At 52.5% G+C, this 17,660-nt stretch carries 8 protein-coding genes; 4 read left to right on the top strand and 4 right to left on the bottom strand.

From position 1 onward, the window contains the following. Positions 1–109 precede the first annotated feature (109 nt). The 4 genes from ACS5NO_RS03135 to ACS5NO_RS03120 all read right to left on the bottom strand — a co-directional run bounded on the left by ACS5NO_RS03135 (position 110) and on the right by ACS5NO_RS03120 (position 8,629). Positions 110–1,150, bottom strand: coding sequence for a DUF4097 family beta strand repeat-containing protein (locus ACS5NO_RS03135; protein WP_439413792.1), 1,041 nt, complete (start codon positions 1,148–1,150; stop codon positions 110–112). 172 nt (positions 1,151–1,322) lie between these two features. Beyond that, the gene (locus ACS5NO_RS03130; RefSeq protein WP_439413791.1) at positions 1,323–3,749 is read right to left on the bottom strand and encodes an ABC transporter permease; all 2,427 of its coding nucleotides are present in this window, start codon (positions 3,747–3,749) and stop codon (positions 1,323–1,325) included. A 91-nt stretch (positions 3,750–3,840) separates the two neighbouring features. Continuing rightward, a complete protein-coding gene (locus tag ACS5NO_RS03125) occupies positions 3,841–6,240 on the bottom strand; it encodes an ABC transporter permease (protein WP_439413790.1) in 2,400 nt (799 codons plus the stop codon). A 4-nt stretch (positions 6,241–6,244) separates the two neighbouring features. Next, positions 6,245–8,629, bottom strand: a complete 2,385-nt coding sequence (locus ACS5NO_RS03120; RefSeq protein ID WP_439413789.1) for an ABC transporter permease — start codon at positions 8,627–8,629, stop codon at positions 6,245–6,247. 337 nt (positions 8,630–8,966) lie between these two features. On the opposite strand from ACS5NO_RS03120, the gene ACS5NO_RS03115 reads away from it, so the two are divergent. From ACS5NO_RS03115 to ACS5NO_RS03100, 4 genes are all read left to right on the top strand, one after another. After that, positions 8,967–9,305 carry a PadR family transcriptional regulator gene (locus ACS5NO_RS03115; protein ID WP_114409941.1) on the top strand — a complete coding sequence of 113 codons (339 nt, stop codon included), beginning with the start codon at positions 8,967–8,969 and terminating at the stop codon, positions 9,303–9,305. 109 nt (positions 9,306–9,414) lie between these two features. Further along, positions 9,415–12,078 carry an ABC transporter permease gene (locus ACS5NO_RS03110; RefSeq protein ID WP_439413788.1) on the top strand — a complete coding sequence of 888 codons (2,664 nt, stop codon included), beginning with the start codon at positions 9,415–9,417 and terminating at the stop codon, positions 12,076–12,078. A gap of 102 nt (positions 12,079–12,180) precedes the next feature. Beyond that, positions 12,181–14,826 (top strand): ABC transporter permease, encoded by a 2,646-nt coding sequence (locus ACS5NO_RS03105; protein ID WP_439413787.1) that lies wholly within the window; start codon positions 12,181–12,183, stop codon positions 14,824–14,826. Between the two features lie 143 nt (positions 14,827–14,969). Beyond that, complete coding sequence (locus ACS5NO_RS03100; RefSeq protein ID WP_439413786.1) at positions 14,970–17,624, top strand: ABC transporter permease; 2,655 nt, start codon at positions 14,970–14,972, stop codon at positions 17,622–17,624. Positions 17,625–17,660: the final 36 nt, after the last annotated feature.

Raw genomic sequence — 17,660 nt, 5'->3', positions numbered from 1 at the left:
GACGGACACTCTTTTGTTCACAAACGGACAGGAAGGGGAGTGAAGAATTAAGAGTTATGAGTGAAGAGTTATATGCGTCAGCCAACTCTTCACTCACAACTCTTAACTTTTACCTGTTCACATACACACTCCCGCTGCCGGCGGAGATGCGGACGGGAACACCACCCCCGTTCAAGCGACCCCGGACGCGGTCTTTCTCTACCGTTCCGTCAAATTTACTCAGCGGAATATCGACCCGGTTTCCGGACAAATCCAGGTCGATACCCTGATCCAGCGGCATCCGGACTTTCACACTGCCCGGACCACCCGACAGCCGGACGTATTCACCCAGTTTGGTAATTTCAACATCCATTCCGCCCCCGCTGGTGCTGGCTTCGACGCTGCCAGAAATGCCCGACAACCGAACCGAACCGCCGGACGTACCGGCTACCAGTTCGCCCTTGATCCCCTCGCCTTTTACACTGCCCCCACTGGTGCGGGCATTGACCCGGCCGCTCAGGTTGGCCAAGTGAACACTGCCGCCCGAGGTCCGCAGATCCAGGTTGCCGTCAGAATCTTCGGCGTGGATGGAACCGCCACTGGTGGCCAGGTCGATGTCTTTCCGGCAACGATCCAGGTGAATGCTCCCGCCCGACGTCCGGCCTTTGATCAGCCCTTCGACACCGGTCAGGTGCAGGCTTCCGCCACTGGTGGAAAAGTTCTGGCTACCTACCAGATTGCTCAGCCGGATGCTGCCCCCGCTGGTGTGCAGATCGGTTGCGAAGGTTTTGGGCGTGTATACTTTAAACGAAATGCTAATCGACCGTTTCCAGTCCCAGTTGTCCCGGTTTTTCCGTTTGGCCGTTGCAATGACGGTATTGCCTTCAACACCCAGTTTGATGTCGTATTCTTTCAGCCGTTCGTCGATTTCGTCTTTGGAAAGTTTGTTGCTCGGCCAGTTGTTGCCCCGTACGTACATTTCGACTTTGACGCCACTCGACTGGTTGCCTTCTACCGAGATGCTACCGCCGGAGGTTTCCACCCGAACGGTGTTCAGGCTACCGGAGAAATTCTTGGTCTCGTACGGCGTTTCGTCTTTGTCCTGGGCGAAGGAATTAAAGGATAAGGCGATGGCACACGCAGCGGTTAAGAGGAAAGATGAACGTTTCATGGTATTTGTGTTTGAGATTGTTTGAGAGTTGGGTAAAAGATGCAGAATACACAAACAGAGTTGCATCGTTTCTGATGAAAGACACTCAAAGAATATACCATAACTAACAAAACACTCTCTATCAGTAACTTACCAAATTATTCAATTCCAACATTGTCCGGGATCGGACGGCTTACTCGCTCCGCAGACTCTTCACCGGATTCATCAGAGCGGCTTTGATCGACTGGAAGCTCACCGTAACAAAGGCGATGAAAACCGCAACCGTACCGGCCAGCACAAACACCCACCACGGCACGTCGATCTTATAGGCAAAGTCTTTCAGCCACGCATTCATGCCATACCAGGCGATGGGCGTGGCAATGAGAATGGCAATGAGCACCAGCCGGAGAAAATCTTTCGACAGCAAACCCACAATGCTGGTGGTGGTGGCTCCCAGCACTTTCCGGACGCCAATTTCCTTCGTCCGCTGCTCGGCCATGAAAGCCGCCAGACCAAACAGCCCCAGGCACGCAATCAGAATGGCCAGCACCGAGAACGTCAGCACGATCTGCCCGACGCGTTGTTCGGCGCGGTACATGGCATCGAAACTATCATCCAGAAAAGAATAACTAAACGGCATTCCCGGCGCCATTTGCTTCCATTTGGCTTCAATCTGTTTCACCAGCGCCGGAATGTCCTGGCTGCCAAGCCGAAACGACACCGCGCCTTGGTTCGGGTCCATCATCAACGCCACCGAACCAATATTCTGCCGCAGGGATTCAAAATGGAAGTTTTTTACGACCCCAATAACCGTGTAGGTTTTGAAGACTTTTCCCTCATCGTCCAGCATCCGCCAAACCCGTTTTCCGATCGGGTTTTTAAAGCCGAAAACCTTTACAGCGGTCTCATTCAAAATGATTCCGGTCGAATCGGCCCCAAACTCCCGCGAGAAATTCCGGCCTTCTTTCAGTTCCATGCCCAAGGTCGGGATATACTCATAATCGACACCCCACTGCTGCGTCGAAACCGCTTTGCTTTGATCTCTCTGACCCTCCGGAAACAGCGGACTGTCGCTCCGGTTCGAGGGTACGGGCAAATAGCCGGACACAGAACCGTTCATCACACCGGGCAGTTTCCGCACCTCGTCTTTGAAAGCCTGCGTCTGCTTTCCCAGCGCGTAGGCTTCGTTGATGGTCAGCACTTGGTTGCGGTTGAAACCCACTTTTTTCGTTTGAATGAAATTGATCTGGCGATAGACCACCATCGTTCCCACAATCAGAATCACCGACATCATAAACTGAAAAACCACCAGCCCGCTCCGCAAACCCGCACTTTTCAGCCCCAGATTGATCTTGCCTTTTAAGACGCTGATGGGTCGGAACGACGACAGGAAAAAAGCCGGATAACTCCCCGCCAGCAAACCGACGCCCAGCGGCAACGCAAGCAAAACCGGCAGGAATTGCGGACTAAACAGGTGATCGATGGTCAGTTGTTTGCTTGAAATGTCATTGAAAAAGGGCAACGTCAGCGCGACGATCACCAGCGCCAAAAGCATCGACAGAATGGCCATCAGCACGGATTCGGTCATAAACTGCCCGATCAATTGCCGTTGCACCGACCCGAGTACTTTCCGCACGCCCACTTCTTTCGCCCGGTTGGCCGAGCGGGCCGTCGAGAGGTTCATGAAATTGATGCAGGCAATCAACAAAATAAAAACCGCCACCGCCGAGAAGGTGTAAACGTACTGAATGTCGCTGTTGGGAGCCAGTTCGATGTTCTGTTTCGAGTGCAGGTGAATGTCGGTCATCGGAATGAGTGAGTATTCGAACCGGTTCCCGGATTTTCGCAACTGGTCGATCGTTGCGCCAACAAACTCCTGAGCCTGCGGCCCCACGTATTTCTGAATGATGGCTTCAAAATTCCTACTAAACTGCTGTGCATCAACACCTTCTTTTAGAAGAACGTAGGTTTGATGGTTATTGCTAAGCCAACGTCCCCACTCATAATTATCACTCCGCATACAGACAAAAAAATCGGTACGGAAATGGGCGTTGGTCGGCATGTCGCGCATGACACCCGTCACCCGATAGGTAAACTCATTGTCAAACAGCAGCGTTTTCCCGATCGGATTCTGGTTGCCAAAATGCCGCTTGGCCGCCGATTCACTAATCACCACCGTGTTGGGTTCGACCAGCGCCCGCTTCGGATTGCCAACCACCAGTGGCAGCGTAAATACATCGAACAGGGTCGAATCCGCATACATGATGTCGTTTTCCCGCAGGCTATTCGTCTGCCCCGTCTGCTTGACGAGAAACGTACCGCGCCCGTGTATCCGCACAAAGTTTTCGACTTGCGGATAATCTTTTAGCAAGGTCGGCCCCATCGGATCGGGCGAAACGGCCATGTGCATGTCGTTTCCGCCAAATTTGATGTCGGTATTGATCCGGTAAATCCGGTCGGCTTTTTCGTGAAACCGGTCGAAGCTCAGTTCATCCACGACATAAAGCGTAATCAGCAGACAGCAGGCCAGGCCCGTGGCCAGACCAAAGATATTGATGAACGTAAAGCCCCGCTGTTTGCGGAGGTTTCGGATGGCGATTTTGAGGTAGTTTCTGAGCATAACTTTTTAGTTATGAGTGAAGAGTTAAGAATTAAAACGGCTTGAGCAGTTGGCGACTGCATTTTTAACTCATCACTCTTAATTCTTCACTCTATTCCGAACGAAGTGAGGTAACGGGATTCATCAAAGCGGCTTTTGCGGACTGGACCGAAACCGTTGCCAACGTAATGAGGCTGGCCAGCAAACCGGTTGCGCCAAATACCCACCATTCCATTTGAATCCGGTAGGTGTAGTCCTGCAGCCAGGTGCTCATCAGCCACCACCCCAACGGCGCGGCCACCGCAAACCCCAACAGCACCAGCCGACCAAATTCCCGGCCAAACAACCAGAGAATCTGCCCGACACTCGCCCCCAGCACTTTCCGGACCCCAATTTCTTTCGTTTTCGATTCGGCCATGAACGACACCAGACCGTATAAACCCAGGCAACCGATCAGGATGGCAATCAGGGAAAACACCTGCGCAAAACCCAGCATGATGGTTTCGGCGGTGTAGAAGCGATCCATGATTTCGTCCATGAACTGGTAATGAAAGACCAGTTCGGGAAATAAACCGTTCCAGGTTTTTTCGACCTGCTTCAGCGTTTCGGCGAGGTGAGCCGGACTGACTTTCAGGGCGGCCATGCGATTTTCGGTAAAATCTTTGAAAATAACCGTCGGCGTCACCGCCATCCGCAGGGAGTTGACGTGGAAATCATTCACCACGCCCACCACCATTCGGTCAGTGCCCAAGACGTTGATCCGTTTCCCCAAAATGGCATCGGGCGAAGTCAACCCCAGCCGCTTCACCATCATCTCGTTAACAATAATCTCCTTCGCAACGGTATCGCTGGTTAGAAAATTACGGCCGGCCAGCAGTTTCAGGCCAAACAAAGGCACGTAGTTTTTATCCCCGATTTTGGTTCTGGTTTCGAATTTCTCCGGTTCGGCCCGGTTGTCAAATGTAAATGAACTCTCGTTGATCATGGAAGAGGCAGGCGGAGCATTGCCGAATGCCACGTCCTGAATCGCCCCGATTTGCCGCAAGCGGTTCCGCAGCGTTTCCTGCTTGAGCGGATCAGGCGTCGGCACCGGAATGGTCAGAACGGTTTCTTTCGTAAAGCCCAGATCGATCGTTCGGACATACCGCAACTGCGACATGATGACAATCACGCTGATGACAAAGAGTTGCGTAATGAAAAACTGCACCACGACCAGCCCCCGGCGCACTGAAATGCCGCCCACCTGCTCGGTTGTCATTTTCCGGCGCAAAGCCGCTATCGGATTAAAACCCGACACGATGAGCGACGGATAAAAACCGGCCAGCCCAATCACGCACCCGATCAGCAGCAGAAAAAGCATCAACGACTTCGGCTGGAGCAGGTCTGTCAGCGAAAAATTAGCATTGAAAATCGCCATTGCTTGATTGACTAGCGGTAATCCTGTCTGCGCCAGGGCTAGGGCCAACGCCACAGCCGCCAGCGTAATCAGGGCGGTTTCGGTCATAAATTGCCGGAACAACTGCCCCCGGGTGCTACCCAGCGCTTTCCGGACACCCACTTCCTTCGAGCGCCGGAGTGCCTGGGCCGTGGCCAGATTGACGAAATTGATACAGGCTGCCAGCACCAGAAACACCCCAACAATCCCCAGCGCATACAGCAGTTTCGTATCCATCCGCCCGCCATACTTGGTATCGAAGTGGATATCGCTCAGGGGTTGGGCATGAAACTGGTAGATTTTAGCATTTTCGCCCGTGTAGTATTTGCGGACAATGTCCGGAAAAACCGCATCCAACTGACTGACCGGCGTATTTTCCGGCAGCGTAACGTAGGTCATTTCTTCACTATTGAGGTCATCCCAGTTCTGCAAAGACTGAGCATCCAAACCCGCCACCGTGCTGTAGGAAATATACACCTCATCGCTCAGATTGGTTGCCACCGGATGATCGCTCAGAACGCCGGTCACCGTCAGATTCAGCCTGTTGTCCAGTCGCAGGGTCCGGCCAATCGGGTTGGCGTCTCCGAAGTATTTGCGGACGTATTTTTCCGTCAACACCACGGAATTCGGTGCGGTCAAAGCATTTTTTGGCGTACCGGTTTTCCATTGAAAATCAAATACCTCGAACAGATCGGGATCAGCAAAAGAGACTGTACGTTCTTCCTGAAACTTCCGGAGAAAACCGCCGTCGGCCCGGGGTATACTCAGCAAATTGCTCCGCATCCGCTTGATCCGGGCTGCCGTCTCAACGAAGGGGTAATCGCGACGCAACACACCGGCCAGTGCTTTCGGCGTTCCGCGCGAATAGGTGGTCGTCTCGTGGGTCAGTTCCGTTACCACACGGTAGATCTGGTCAGCTTTCTGATGATAGGCATCGAATCCAAGCTGAAACCCGACGACCAGAAAAATCAGAATACCGCACGCCAGCCCGACCGCCAGCCCAATTACATTGAGCAGACTGTAGGTCCGGTGCCGCAACAAGGTGCGGAAGGCCACTTTGAAGTAGTTTTTTAGCATAACTCTATTCCGAACGAAGTGACTTCACCGGGTTGGCAATGGCGGCTTTGACGGATTGATACACCACTGTTATCCAGCAGATCAGTAGCGTCAGCACACACGCGACCACAAACACCCATATGCCGATGTCGGTTTTGTACGGAAAATGCTGTAGCCAGCGGTCCATCGAATACCAGGCGACCGGAATGGCAATCGGGAATGAGAACAGGACCAGCTTCGTAAAATCTTTGGAAAGCAGCAGCACCACGCTCGAAACCGACGCGCCCATCACTTTCCGAACGCCGATTTCTTTCACCCGCTGTTCGGTCGTGAATGTCGCCAAGCCAAATAAACCGAGGCAGGCAATCAGAATCGTCAGACCGGAGAAGGCCGTAAAAATCCGGCCCCGCAGTTCGTCGGCTTTGTAGGCCGACTCGAAATCCTGGTCCAGAAACCGGTATTCAAACAGGTGATCCGGGTAGATTTCGCGCCATTTCTGACCAATGAACTCAACGGTTTTGTCGGCATTTTTGGCATCGATTTTTATATGCATTACGGCGTTGTTCGGCCGATACAGCATAATCATCGGCTCGATGGGCATGTAGAGCGACTGCTGGTGAAAATCCTTCACTACGCCCACCACCAGCGCCGTCGGCGGAGCTGGCTGACCGGCCTGCGGCAAACCGCCCAGCAACACTTTCTTGCCCAGTGGTTCTTTCCAACCCATGCGTTTGACGGCGGCCTGGTTTACCAGCACGCCATTGGACGTATCTGCCGGAATTTTATCCGAAAAAGCCCGGCCGGCAACCACTTTCATGCCCATCGTTTGCAGGTAATCATGGTCGACACCCATCGGTTTGAAGCCCATTTCTTTCAGACCGGCGTTGGATTCAACGCCGAAAATAATCCGCCCGCCAATGTTGCTGGTGGGCGACGAAGCCGTGGCCACGCTGCGGACGTTCGGATTGGCCAACAGGTCGCTGCGCAGCCGGTTGTAGCGGTCGCGGGGCTGGCGGTCCTGGTAGTCGATGGTCAACACCTGCTCGCGGTTGTACCCTAGATCCTTGTCCCGCATGTAGTTCAATTGATCGTACACAATCCAGGTACAAATCAGCATGATCAGCGAAATGGCGAACTGAACCACCACCAGCGTTTTCCGGAAAAAACTGCCACCTTTGGCATTGAACGAGCCTTTCAGCACCGTGGCCGGTTCGAAGGACGACAGATAAAAAGCCGGGTAACTGCCGCTGATAAAACCGGTAAAAACGACAATGGAAAGGGCAATCAGCATAAACTGCGGCTGAATCAATTCCCGAAACTGAATCTCTTTTCCCGAAACCGAATTGAAAAACGGGAGCAGCAACGCCACAAACAGCAGACTCAGCAGGAGCGACAAAACCGTCATCAGCACCGACTCGGTCAGGAACTGGGCCATCAGGGCACTCCGGAGCGAGCCCATCACTTTCCGCAGCCCCACTTCCTTCGAGCGTTTGGCCGAGCGGGCTGTTGCCAGGTTCATGTAATTGATGCTGGCCAGCAAGAGCATAAAGAAGGCAACGGCGCTGAAAATGTAAACGTAACTGATATCGCCGTTGGCTTCGCCGTCGAGTTTGGAGTACAGGTGAATGCTCGTCAGCGGCTGCAACTGGTACGTAATCTTGATGCCCATCCGCTTGAAGATCGACGCCATGTTTTTGTCGTACAGTTGCGGAAACTTGCTTTCCAGGATATTGGTGTCGAAGTTTTTCGGCAAAACCAGGTAGCTGACGATGTAAAAACCGCCCCAGCCGTCGGCCTTCCGCTCGTTCGGGCTCAGCGACAGGAGCGCGTTGAACGTAAAATGCGAGTTTCGGGGCACGTCTTCAATGACGCCCGTGACCTGATACGAAGTCGTGTCGTTGGTACGCAGCGTCTGCCCCAGGGCAGTACCTTCGCCAAAGAATTTCCGGGCGGTTTTCTCGGTCAGCACCACGCTGCCGGGCCGGGCCAAAGCGGTTTTGGGGTCACCCTCGATAAATTTGTGGGTAAAGACGTCGAATACCGTGGAGTCAGCCGCGTAGACATCTTCTTCGTAAAACCGCTTCTCACCCTGCCGGAAGGCCACCCGGCCGTTGGGAAAAAACCGCACGTAGTTTTCCACGAAGGGATAGTCCCGTTTCAGTGAGGTCACCAGGGGCGGCTGCGTGCTCTGCCACTTGTTGATTTTGTCGGGTTCGGTAATGTAGGAGACGATGCGGTAAATCTGGTCAGCTTTTTTGTGGTAGCGGTCAAAACTCAACTCATCGGTAACGTAGAGCAACAGCAACAGGCCGCAGGTGACCCCGATGGTCAGGCCCAGAATATTGATCAGGCTGTAGAATTTGTCCTTCAGAATATTCCGCCAGGCGATGGTCAGGTAGTTTTTCAGCATAGGTCCAGTTAGAAAAGCGGTTCGGTTGCCTTGGGTCGCTCAACTTCCATGCCGAGCCTATTATATCACTGACTAACAGTATTTTACAAAATGATTTCTTCTTTCTTTGTCCGAAATCGTACAATCGTTTGTCCGCCGATGTACAGGGCTTCGTTCTTCATCCCGCCACCGGCGCCGGCTCGTCATCCGGCTTGTCCGTTTTGGTACGTCGCCCTGTCCAAAACCGGACACATTTTCCATCCGGTTTTTCTGGAATCTGCGTTTAACGGCTGTTAGAGCGGTTTTCTACCAGTTGGCACTGCATTTGATCGGCATTATCGTATCATATCACTGCGCCATGAAAAGGGCTTTTTTAGGAGAATTTGAAGAGGTGGTTTTGTTGACGGTAGCCGTGCTGGACGAAAGTGCGTACGGCGTAACCGTTACGCAGGAAATCGAACAGAAAACCGGGCGGGCGGTGGGCTTCAGCACGGTCCATACGACGCTGCAACGGCTGGAGGAAAAAGGGTATCTGTCGTCGAAAATGAGCGGAGCCACGGCCGAGCGCGGAGGTCGTCGGAAGCGGTTTTTCACGGTGACTGCCGCTGGTCGCAAAGCACTCATGGAAGTGAAAAGCATCCGTGAGCAGTTGTGGGATGCCCTGCCTCCGCAGACGTTGCAGTTGATGGGAGGATAACTGATGAAAAATGAATAACGAATATTGAATATCGAAATCAAACACCAGAATCCGGAGCACTCACTTCGTTATTCTCTATTCAGTGTTCATTATTCGATATTAAAACCTTATGAAACCACCAACCCCAAAACCGCCCCGCTGGGCCACTACCCTGCTCGACTGGCTGGGTGATCCCAACACCGTCGAAGAGGTTCAGGGGGATTTGCTGGAACTGTATGCGTATTGGGTGAAAACCGTTGGTGAACGGAAAGCAGATTGGCGGTATATCCTGAGTGCGTTGAAGTTGTTGCGGCCGCTGGCCAACCGAAAAAAAGCCGAGTCGAATCCATTTTTCCTACATCCTGCTATGGTACGAAACTATTTCAAAATTGCCTTCCGCAATCTGGTCAAACACAAAGGGTATTCGGGTATCAACATGGGTGGATTGGCGGTAGGGATGGCGGTGGCCCTGCTGACGGGCCTCTGGATTTACGATGAATTATCGTTTAACCGGTATCACCAGCATTGCGACCGCATTGCCCTGGTAATGCAGAATCAGGTGGTAAATGGCGAACTGCACACGTCGCAATCCCTGCCGTATCCTTTTATTCAGGAACTGAAAAGTAACTACAGCAGCCCCTTTAAACACATCGTAACCTCAACGCACCTGGACGACCACATTTTAACGGCGGGTGAAACGAAGCTCTCGAAACGAGGGCAATTTATTGGCGCCGAAGCCCCGGAAATGCTGACGTTAAAGATGGTAAAAGGCACCTGGGCGGGTTTGCAGGCCCCCCAATCCATTCTGCTGTCGGCTTCAACGGCGAAAGCCCTGTTCGGCGATGCTGATCCAATCAATAAACCGGTGAAAATCAATACAGATTGGCTGGTAAAAGTGACCGGAGTGTATGAAGATTTACCGCAAAATACCCAGTTCCATGATGCGCAATTTCTGGCGTCCTGGGAATATTTTGTAGCCCATAACCGGTATATGAGAGAAAAGAAATGGGATAACCACGCCCTTTTAATTTACGTGGAAATTCAGCCAAATACTGACTTTGACAAGGCCACGGCAACCATCAAAGACTCTGAACTGAACGCCATTCGGCACCTCGAGAGCATGAAGGAAGAAGCCGCAACCCGGCCGCAAATGTGGCTGCATCCGATGCGCGACTGGCATTTGTATTCGGATTTCAAAAACGGTGTGGTTGGGAAAGGGCCGGTTCAATACGTCTGGATGGTGGGCCTGATCGGTTTTTTCGTGCTGCTGTTGGCCTGCATCAATTTCATGAACCTCTCGACAGCCCGCTCCGAAAAACGCGCCAAGGAAGTGGGCATCCGGAAAACCGTCGGTTCGCGTCGTTCCCAGTTGGTGGGTCAGTTTTTCAGCGAATCCCTGCTGGTGGTTTTCCTGTCCTTTCTGATTGCCCTGCTGCTGGCAACGGTTTCGTTGTCGTGGTTCAATAACCTGGCCGCCAAACAGATGACGATTCCCTGGGCGAATGGCTATTTCTGGTTGTTCTGCCTTGGTTTCATTGGGATAACGGGTTTCCTGGCGGGCAGCTATCCGGCCTTGTATTTGACTTCATTTCAGCCCATTCAGGTCCTGAAGGGGGGCGGATTGGCGCGGTTGCAGCGGGGCCGGTCGGCTTCCATACCCCGCCAGATTCTGGTAGTGACGCAGTTCACGGTTTCCATTGCGCTGATCATCAGCACCCTGGTCGTTTACCGGCAGATTCAGTTTGCGAAAAGCCGTCCGGTCGGTTACGCCCGCGACGGGTTGTTGCTGGTGCCGATGCAGTCGGACGATTTTTACGGAAAAACTGCGTTGCTGCGAAATGAACTGAAAAACACCGGCGTGGTGAGCGAAGTGGCCGAGTCGCAAAGCCCGATTACGGGTGTCTGGTCGTCGAATGAGGGATTTAGCTGGAAAGGCATGCCGCCCGGTTTGAACGAGCGATTTGCTACGCTAACGGTTTCGCCCGAATACGCCGAAACCGTCGGCTGGCAATTTAGTGGGGGCCGGAATTTCTCGAAAGAACTGGCGTCCGATTCCGCCGGGTTTATCATTAACGAAACAGCCGCCAAACTGCTGGGTTTTCGGCAACCCGTGGGCGAATTCGTCCGCTGGAAGAGCCAATGGATGACCAACAATGTGGAAAAACAATTCCGGATTTTGGGGGTGGTGAAAGACATGGTGATGGAGTCGCCCTTCAAGCCGATCAAACCCACGGTTTTCTTCCTGTTTGGCTCGCCCAACTGGATCAACATCAAAATCAGGCCCGGAGCTGATGCCGGCAACGCGCTATCCCAAATTGAAGCGGTATTTAAAAAGCTGATTCCGGCAGCCCCGTTTGAGTACAAATTTGCTGATGAAGAATATGACGCCAAGTTCCGGGCCGAAGAACGGATTGGCAAGCTGGCGACCTTCTTTGCGGTTTTGGCCATCTTTATTTCCTGCCTGGGTTTGTTTGGGCTGGCGTCGTTCGTGGCTGAGCAGCGCACCAAGGAGATTGGCGTGCGGAAAGTGATGGGCGCATCGGTGCTCAACCTGTGGCGTTTGTTGTCGAAAGACTTCATGGTATTGGTCTTGCTTGCCTTCGGGATTGCCACGCCCGTCGCTGCGTATTTCCTCCGTAGCTGGTTGCAGCAGTACGACTACCGCACCGAGCTTTCCTGGTGGATTTTTGCCGCATCGGGTGTCGGCGCGCTGGTGATTACGTTGCTAACCGTCAGTTTCCAGAGCATCAAAGCCGCTTTGATGAATCCGGTGAAAAGTCTGCGAAGTGAGTGAAAAATAAATAACGAATATCGAATAATGAACACCAAATAACGAAGAGGCTTCGCCGACGTCCAACCTTCGATATTCGACGTTCAATATTCGATATTAAAAAACATGGAGCCAGCCAAAACGCCAGATCATCCAAACCGAAACGTCGGACCACCACCCCGCTGGGCCACCACCCTGCTCGACTGGCTGGGCGATCCCAATACCGTGGAGGAGGTGCAGGGCGACTTGCTGGAACTCTTCACGTACTGGGTTGAAACTGTGGGAGAACGAAAAGCCCGCTGGCGGTATGGCCTGAGTGTTTTGAAGTTGTTGCGGCCGCTGGCCAAACGAAAAGAAGACTATTCAACCTCTTTTTTCCTGAGTCCTGCTATGATCCGGAATTATTTCAAAATCGCATTGCGCAATTTTTGGCGCAACAAATCCTTTTCGGGAATTAATATTTTAGGTCTGGCACTTGGGCTGACGTGTAGCCTGTTCATTTTTCTGTGGGTACGGGACGAATGGAAGGTGGATCGATACCACGCCAATGGGCCACATCTCTATCGAATTATGGAGCGGCAGTTCAGTGATGGAAAGCGAATGGCCGGATCCAGTACGCCCTGGCCTATTTCATTGGAACTGCCGAAAAAATTCCCTGAAGTCGTTTATGCCGCCGGTTTTAGCTGGAGCGACCAGGTGACGTTCACGGTCAACAACAAAGCAATCAAGGAGAAAGGCAACTGGGCGGGTGCCGACTGGTTCAGGATGTTCAGTGTTCCTTTACTGGCAGGCACCCCCGAAACAGCATTGAAAACACCGAATAGTCTGGCAATTTCCCGTAAAATGGCCGAAAACTTCTTTGGTAGTCCGCAAGCGGCTATCGGCCGGGCTATGCAGATCAACAACGGTGCGAATTACCAGGTGACGGCGGTTTTCGAAAATCTGCCTGCAAACAGCAGTGACAAATACGACTTTCTGCTTTCTTGGGCTGATTTTGAGAAACGCAACGGCTGGGCAAACGATTGGGGAAACCAGGGTCCCAGAGCCTTTTTGCAGTTGCACCCCGGCACAGACGTAGCGGCTTTTGAAGCCAAAATCAGGAATTTTCTTTGGGACTATAACGATCAGATAGATCCTAAAAATCTGGCCAGTTTCAATATAGAACTATTCCTGCAACCCTTCCAAGACATATACCTGCACGCTGAAACCGAAAATGGGGAAATTTCGGGTGGTCGCATTGAATACGTCCGATTGTTTAGCCTGGTGGCGGTTTTTCTATTGCTGATTGCCTGCATCAACTTCATGAATCTGGCGACAGCACGATCGGCCAGACGGGCGAAGGAAGTAGGCATCCGCAAAGTCGTGGGTGCCGAACGATCCCGACTGATCGCCCAGTTTATTGGCGAGGCCATTTTGCTGACGTTGCTTGCTGTTATGGTGGCGGTGGGGATAATCGTGTTGCTGCTGCCGGGCTTTAACCAACTGACGGGCAAGACGATAGCCATGCCGTTTTCTGAACCGGACTTTGTTTTGGCTTTAGCGGGGATCGTGCTCATTACCGGCATGCTGGCCGGCAGTTATCCGGCACTCTTTCTGTCATCTTTGCAACCCGTCCAGGTATTGAAAGGAATGCTGAAGTTTCGGCCCGGGGCCACCCGGTTTCGACAGGGGCTGGTTATTTTTCAATTCGTCATCTCGATCTTTCTGATGGTCGGCACCTTCGTTGTCTACCGGCAGGTAAGCTACATTCAGACGAAAAATCTGGGTTTTGATCGGGAGAATCTCATTTACATTCCGCTGGAGGGTGGGCTTTCTGCAAAATATACAATGTTGAAGGAGGAGTTGCTCAGCCAACCCGGGATTCAGTCGATTACCCACATGGATATGCAACCGACTTTCATCGCCCAGAACACAAGCGATGTGAATTGGACAGGGAAAGATCCGAATGTCAAGATCCAGTTTACCCACGTCGGCGTCGGCTACGACCTTGTAAACACGCTGAAAGTCAAGATTTTGGAAGGAAGAGATTTTTCACGTGCTTTTTCAACGGATTCGACCGGTTATGTTATCAACGAACAGGCGGCCCGGCGAATTGGTTACCAAAATCCGGTGGGCCAACCGCTTACATTCTGGGACAAACCGGGTAAAATTATTGGCGTCGTTCAGGACTTTCATTTCCAGTCGTTGCACGAGCCTATCCAGCCCATCATCATTCGGTTGAATGAAAAGGATGTGTACGGTAGCCTGCTGGTGCGGACGCACCCTGGCCAGACAAAACAGGCCCTGGCGAGCCTGAAAGCCCTTTGCACTCAATTCAATCCGACCTTTCCATTTACATATTCCTTTGCTGATCAGGAATACCAGAAATTATACAAAAGCGAAGAAGTGGTGGGCAAACTGGTCAATTATTTTGCGGTTTTAGCCATTTTCATTGCCTGCCTGGGTTTGTTTGGCCTAGCCTCATTCACGGCCGAACAGCGCACCAAAGAAATTGGCGTCCGGAAAGTGCTGGGAGCATCAGTGTTCAGTTTGATCCGGCTTCTGTCGAATGATTTTCTCAAACTGGTGTGCTTGGCCATCCTGATTGCATCGCCCATGGCCTGGTGGACGATGACTAAATGGTTGCAAGGATTCGCCTACCAAACCGATTTGTCATGGTGGATTTTTGCACTGGCGGGATTGACAGCTATCGGGATTGCTCTGGTGACGGTTTCGTTTCAAAGCATTCGGGCTGCTTTGATGAATCCGGTGAAGTCATTGCGTTCGGAATGAAAAGCTAATGAATGCTAAATATCAAATGATGAATGTAAAATGATAAAGGGCGAATGCCGCCGGGATACGTTATCATTCGTCACCGCGCGGGTGGCCTCTTTATGAGTTAACATTCATCATTTAACATTTGATATTGAAAAAATATGGAGCCCATCAAACGGCCAGATCATCCAAACCGAAACGTCGGACCACCGCCCCGCTGGGCCACCAACCTGCTCGACTGGCTGGGCGATCCCAACACCGTGGAGGAGGTACAGGGCGACTTGCTGGAACTCTACGATTACTGGGTTAAAAACGTAGGCGAACGAAAAGCGCGCTGGCGGTATGGCTTGAGCGTTTTGAAGTTGTTACGACCGTTGGCCAAACGAAAAGAAACCAATCAGACACCCTTTTTTTTGCATCCTGACATGATCCGGAATTACCTGAAAATTGCCTTTCGAAATCTGGTTAAAAACAAGGTGTACAGCACGCTGACCCTGCTGGGTTTAGCCGTCGGAATGACCTGCGCCATCCTGCTGGGTTTGTACGTTCACGACGAATGGAACTACGACCGGTATCACACCCACGCCGACCGGATCAGCCGGATCAACCTGCAAATCAAATGGGCGGAAAATGAATACAAGCTGGGCATTGCCTCGGCACCGATGGGGCCTGCCCTGCAACGGGAATACCCGGAAATTCGGAAGGTTCTGCGGGTAAAAACGGGTTCGGAAACCCTGTTCCGGGCGGGCGAAAAAGCCCTGTATGCAAGGAATAGTATTTACGCCGACTCGACGCTGTTCTCGTTTTTCGACTACGAATTTATCCAGGGTAGTCCGCAAACGGCCTTTCTACAACCCAATGAGGTGGTTCTGACGGAAAAACTGGCGGTCAATCTCTTTGGCAAAACGGACAACGTGCTGGGAAAAACCGTTCTGGTGAAAGACAATTTGCCGGTTACGGTCGCGGGGGTGATCCGGGATGTTCCGGCCAACCACCACTTGAAATTTGAGGCCATATTGCCGTATTCGAACCAGAAAATGAGTGGGGTTAACCCGGACAAATGGGACAGTTTCAACTCGATGACCTACATTTTACTGCACCAGCCCGACGACCGCCCGAAGCTGGAAGCGAAAATGCCGGCCTTTTATAAAAAGTACATCGCACCAAGCATAGGTGACGACGGCGGCAAGCAGGTCAGCTTCCAGCTTACGTTTCAACCCTTAGCCGATATGCACCTGCGGTCGAGGGAGTTGATGGGCGAAGAAAACGGCGGTAATCTGGCCTATGTCTACACGTTTTCGGCCATCGCTTTATTCATTCTGCTGATTGCGGTGGTGAATTACATCAATCTGGCAACGGCCCGCTCCGCCGGGCGCGCGAAGGAAATTGGCATCCGGAAAGCCGTCGGCTCTCTTCCGCTCCAGCTTCTGGGGCAGTTTCTGGCCGAATCCATTTTGCTGTCATATCTGGCCCTGTTCATCAGCCTGGGGTTGCTGTATGCCCTGCTTCCGGCTTTCAACTTCCTGACTGCCAAGACGCTGACGCTCGACCTGTGGACGGTGCAGACGGGGGTTCGACTCGCTGGTTTTGGGTTGGCAATCGGTTTGGTTAGTGGTCTTTACCCGGCTTTTATTCTCTCCCGCTTCAAGCCGGCCGCCGTATTGAAAGGAGCCTTTACAGCCCGGGGTCAGGGCGCTTTATTGCGGAAGTCGCTGGTGGTGGTTCAGTTTACGATTTCCATGGTGATGATGGTGGGGACGCTTGTTGTCAACCGCCAGTTGCAATACATGCGTCATACGCAGTTGGGCTTCCAGCAGGAGCAGGTGCTTACCATCCCGCTCAAAGCACCAGCGGTTCAGCAAACGGCTGCGGTTCTCAAAACCAAATTACAGCAGAGTTCCCTGATCAAAGGAGCCAGCCTGACCAACGGTACGGTGGGGGGCGGCATGAACGACAAAACCACCTTCAGTTTTTATGCGAACGGAACTGAGCTGCCGGTCAGTGCAGAGTACTTCTCCGTGGATCACGATTTCCTCAGCGTTCTGCAAATCAAGTTGAAGGAAGGGCGCAACTTTTCGCCGGATCTGGCCAGCGATTCGACCGGAGCGGTGCTGGTCAACGAAGCGATGCTCCGGCGATTGGGCTGGAAAAACCGCACGGCCGGACTCGTTGAGTTTGACACCCGGAAAATACCCATTGCCGGCGTCATCCGTGATTTTCATCTGCGCTCCCTGCACAACAAAATCGAACCACTGGTGCTGGTTTTACACCCGGACCGGGGTGATAACCTGCTGGTACGGGTGATGCCCCGGAACATCCCGGCTGCGCTGGCGTATGTGAAGGCGGTTTATGAGGAGGTTAATCCCAATCAGCCGTTCGAATACACGTTTCTGGACCAGACTTTCGCCGAGCAATACCGCTCCGACGAGCAGAAAGGTGGGCTATTTCTGGGCTTTTCGGGCATGGCCATTTTTATTGCCTGCCTGGGTCTGTTCGGGCTGGCAACGTTCACGGCGGAGCAACGCACCAAAGAAATTGGCGTCCGGAAAGTGCTGGGCGCGTCGGTCGCCAGCATCGTGGCCCTGCTGTCGAAAGACTTCCTGAAACTGGTGGGCATTTCGATCCTGATCGCGTCGCCCATTGCCTGGTACGGCATGAACCACTGGCTTCAGGATTTCGCCTACAAAATCGACCTGGAATGGTGGGTATTTGCCCTGGCGGGTTTGCTGGCGATTGGCATCGCCTTATTAACCGTCAGCTTCCAAAGTATCAAAGCCGCGTTGATGAATCCGGTGAAGAGTTTGCGTTCGGAATGAAAAGTTAATGAATGATAAATATCAAATGATGAATGT

This window comes from Larkinella fluvii, from assembly GCF_051857545.1.
Taxonomy (GTDB): domain Bacteria; phylum Bacteroidota; class Bacteroidia; order Cytophagales; family Spirosomataceae; genus Larkinella.
The sequence above is the reverse complement of the archived record's forward strand: the minus strand, read 5'-3'. Positions and strand labels throughout refer to the sequence as shown.

Excerpts from the sequence above, each read along its gene's own strand:
- ACS5NO_RS03135 (WP_439413792.1), bottom strand. The coding sequence starts at position 1,150 with ATGAAACGTTCATCTTTCCTCTTAACCGCTGCGTGTGCCATCGCCTTA.
- ACS5NO_RS03130 (WP_439413791.1), bottom strand. The coding sequence starts at position 3,749 with ATGCTCAGAAACTACCTCAAAATCGCCATCCGAAACCTCCGCAAACAG.
- ACS5NO_RS03125 (WP_439413790.1), bottom strand. The coding sequence starts at position 6,240 with ATGCTAAAAAACTACTTCAAAGTGGCCTTCCGCACCTTGTTGCGGCAC.
- ACS5NO_RS03120 (WP_439413789.1), bottom strand. The coding sequence starts at position 8,629 with ATGCTGAAAAACTACCTGACCATCGCCTGGCGGAATATTCTGAAGGAC.
- ACS5NO_RS03115 (WP_114409941.1), top strand. The coding sequence starts at position 8,967 with ATGAAAAGGGCTTTTTTAGGAGAATTTGAAGAGGTGGTTTTGTTGACG.
- ACS5NO_RS03110 (WP_439413788.1), top strand. The coding sequence starts at position 9,415 with ATGAAACCACCAACCCCAAAACCGCCCCGCTGGGCCACTACCCTGCTC.
- ACS5NO_RS03105 (WP_439413787.1), top strand. The coding sequence starts at position 12,181 with ATGGAGCCAGCCAAAACGCCAGATCATCCAAACCGAAACGTCGGACCA.
- ACS5NO_RS03100 (WP_439413786.1), top strand. The coding sequence starts at position 14,970 with ATGGAGCCCATCAAACGGCCAGATCATCCAAACCGAAACGTCGGACCA.